The sequence below is a fragment of the Streptomyces sp. NPDC058964 genome (assembly GCF_042741275.1).
GTDB lineage: Bacteria > Actinomycetota > Actinomycetes > Streptomycetales > Streptomycetaceae > Streptomyces.
On sequence record NZ_JBHYKH010000169.1, the window covers coordinates 1 to 2,977 of the forward strand.

Sequence of the window (2,977 nt, forward strand, 5' to 3'; positions counted from 1 at the left end):
CACGGGGTCGCGGGCGGGGGCGCCCGGTGGGGGCACGGGGCGGTCGGGTGTTTTTGATCAGAGTGAAGCGGTGGAGCCGCGCGAACTGGGGGGAGCAGCGGCCCCGCGCCGTCTCCAGCAGGAACCCCACCGGCCCGCCCACCGTCACATCGGGGCCGACATGGACGGAGAACATTCCGAAGACCGCGAGGCCACGGGCCAGGTCTATGCCGATCAGCCGTCCCGTCGACGGCGCCTGGGAACAGGCGGGGGAAGGGGCCGCCGCATGCGCGCACGACTCCACCGTGGGTACGACCGGTGACGCATTCCGCCTCATGTCCTCAGGCTGTACCCAATTCCCGGTCCGACTCACCGGGCGCGCTTCCGAAGGCGCCCCGCCGACCGGCCGGAGCCACCCCCGCCGACCGTCCGGTACCGCGCCGCCAATCGGCGGGAATCACCCCCGGCCCGCCCGGATACGGCCTCCACCGTGGTACGGATCGAACGGAGGGTTCGCGACGAGCGGAGCGCACGTGATCCGGGTCCTGGTGGTCGACGACGAAGCCCTGGTCCGCGGGGGCTTCACCCACATCCTCAACACGGCGGAAGACATCGAGGTCGTGGCGGCGGTCCCCGGCGGCGAGGCCGTCCGGACGGTACGGGAAGCGAACCCGGACGTCGTCCTGCTCGACATCCGCATGCCGGACGTCGACGGGCTCACCGTCCTGGCCGAACTCCGACGCATGGCGGACCCGCCGGTGGTGGCCATGCTCACCACGTTCGACGCCGACGAGTACGTGGCGACCGCCCTGCGCTCGGGCGCCGCGGGCTTCCTGCTCAAGGACACCGACCCGGAGCAGCTGCCACACCTCGTGCGCGCGTTGGCCAAGGGTGGGACAGTGCTGTCGTCCAAGGTCACGCGCACGGTGGTGGACGGCTACCTCGACAAGGACGTGCGCGAGCCGGCCGTCCACCTCGCGGACCGGCTGACCGGGCGTGAGCGCGACGTCCTGGTCCTCATGGCCGAGGGGCTGGCCAACACCGACATCGGCGAGCGCATGCACCTGAGCACCGGAACGGTGAAAGGCCATGTCAGCGCCATCTTCAGCAAACTTCGCGTCAGCAGCCGAGTACAGGCGGCGTTGATCGCCGAACGCGCGGGCCTGCTCGCTTCGCCGCGGGACCAGGACGCGACATGAAGCACAGAGGGATCCCAGCCCCACTGGTCGACGCCGGCCTCGTGCTGGTATCGCTGCTGGACGCGTGGGCGCACATCGACGTCGCGACGCCGGTAGCCACGGGCTGGGCTCTGCTCGCCGCCGTCGCCCTCATACTGCGCCGCCGCCTGCCGCTGGTGACCTACGTCCTCACACTGCCCACCGCGCTGATCTCCGACGCGGTGTTCGCCACCGTCATCGCGCTGTACACGCTCTCCTCGCTCAGCCGGCACCGTGTGCTGCTGGCCGCCTGCGCGCTGGCCTACACGGTCGCCGACTTCATGCCCTGGCCCTGGTCGTCCCTGCAGGCCGACGAGCTCGATCAGACCGACAACCTCCTGCATCTCACCTACACGCTGGCCACGGCGGCGGCACCCGTCTTCCTGGGCCAGCTCGTACAGGCCCGACGCGACCTGTCCCTGCGGCTCGCCGAGATCTCCGAGGCACGCGAGCAGGAACGGCTGCTGTCCGCCCAGAGCATCCTGGCGCAGGAGCGTGCCGGACTGGCCAGGGAGATGCACGACGTGGTCTCCCACCAGGTCAGCCTCATCGCCGTACAGGCCGGAGCGCTCCAGGTGAGCAGCCGGGACGAGGAGACCAGGGAGGCCGCGGCCACGATCCGGCGGCTCAGCGTGCAGACCCTCGACGAGCTGCGGCACATGGTCAGCGTGCTGCGCGCCTCCGGCAGCCGCCCCACGGAACTCACCCCGCAGCCGTCCCTGGCCGACCTGCAGCGGCTGGTCGAGAACAGCGGCATCGAAACGGAACTGAAGGCGGACCTGCCCGAGGACCTTCCCCCCACGGTCCAGCGCGCCGTCTACCGCACTGTCCAGGAGGCCCTCACCAACGTCCGCAAGCACGCACCCGGCGCCAAGGCGACCGTCTGCATCCACCACAGGGACAGCGCGATCCACACGACCATCACCAACGACGCCCCCAAGCGGCCCGTACTTTCCCTCCCCAGCGCCCAGCACGGCCTCGTCGGCCTGCGCCAGCGTGCCGAACTCCTCGGCGGCACCGTCACATCCGGCCCCACGGCCGACGGCGGCTACAAGCTCCACCTGCGGCTGCCGATCTGACCCTCGCGCCACCCGTCCGGAACAGGGACCCGGGGCCGGGGCGCGCCCCCCCCCGCGCGCCCCCGCCGCGGGCCGGGACCGAGGTGGTGGATCCCGTCTGCGGCATGACGGTGACGATCACCCCCACGACGCTGTCACTGGACCGGGCCGGCGGCACTGTGTACTTCTGCGGGCCGGGGTGCCAGCACGCCTTCGCCGACGACCCCTCCCACTACGCACATGCCTGACTCCGACCCCCTCGAAGCGGATGTCCCGGCCCTGCGCTCCCGGCTGGACGCAGTCGGCTACCTGGCCGACGACGCCCTGACCACGGCGCTGCTGCTGGCCGTACGCATGCGGCAGCCGATCCTCCTGGAGGGCGAACCCGGCGTCGGCAAGACGGAGGCGGCGCGCGCGCTCGCCGCCGTACTGGACACCCCGCTGATCCGGTTGCAGTGCTACGAGGGACTGTCCTCGTCCGAGGCCCTGTACGAGTGGAACTACCCGCGGCAACTGCTGGCGATCCGGCTGGCCGAGTCCCGTGGGGAGTCGCTGCACGACGCCGACCTGTTCACCGAGGAGTATCTGCTGCCCCGGCCGCGGGGGGCCGCCCGGTCGCCACCCGGGCCCCGGCCCCCCCCCCGGGGCGAGCTCGACGGGGGCACGGGGCCCGGCGAGGTCTTTGGGGGAGAGGGTGGGGGGGGGGGGGGCGCCCCCGCGCCC

General features: G+C 72.2%; 4 protein-coding genes and 1 pseudogene. 4 read left to right on the forward strand and 1 reads right to left on the reverse strand.

The annotated features are described in order from the left end of the window. Positions 1-316 (reverse strand): annotated as a pseudogene (locus ACFW2E_RS21490) (hypothetical protein); the annotation flags it as partial. A 196-nt stretch (positions 317-512) separates the two neighbouring features. Here ACFW2E_RS21490 and ACFW2E_RS21495 point away from each other — a divergent pair. The 4 genes from ACFW2E_RS21495 to ACFW2E_RS21510 form a co-directional block, all read left to right on the forward strand. Continuing rightward, positions 513-1,178, forward strand: a complete 666-nt coding sequence (locus ACFW2E_RS21495) for a response regulator (RefSeq protein WP_384468671.1) — start codon at positions 513-515, stop codon at positions 1,176-1,178. Further along, positions 1,175-2,275 (forward strand): sensor histidine kinase, encoded by a 1,101-nt coding sequence (locus tag ACFW2E_RS21500; RefSeq protein ID WP_384468672.1) that lies wholly within the window; start codon positions 1,175-1,177, stop codon positions 2,273-2,275. The genes ACFW2E_RS21495 and ACFW2E_RS21500 overlap by 4 nt, the downstream gene beginning before the upstream one ends. A 104-nt stretch (positions 2,276-2,379) precedes the next feature. After that, entirely contained in the window at positions 2,380-2,502 is a 123-nt protein-coding gene (locus ACFW2E_RS21505) for a hypothetical protein (protein WP_384468673.1), read from the forward strand. Beyond that, positions 2,495-2,977, forward strand: a 483-nt coding sequence (locus ACFW2E_RS21510) for an AAA family ATPase (protein ID WP_384468674.1), incomplete at its 3' end; no start/stop codon positions are given. The genes ACFW2E_RS21505 and ACFW2E_RS21510, both read left to right, overlap by 8 nt.

Excerpts from the sequence above, each read along its gene's own strand:
- ACFW2E_RS21500 (WP_384468672.1), top strand. The coding sequence starts at position 1,175 with ATGAAGCACAGAGGGATCCCAGCCCCACTGGTCGACGCCGGCCTCGTG.
- ACFW2E_RS21505 (WP_384468673.1), top strand. The coding sequence starts at position 2,380 with ATGACGGTGACGATCACCCCCACGACGCTGTCACTGGACCGGGCCGGC.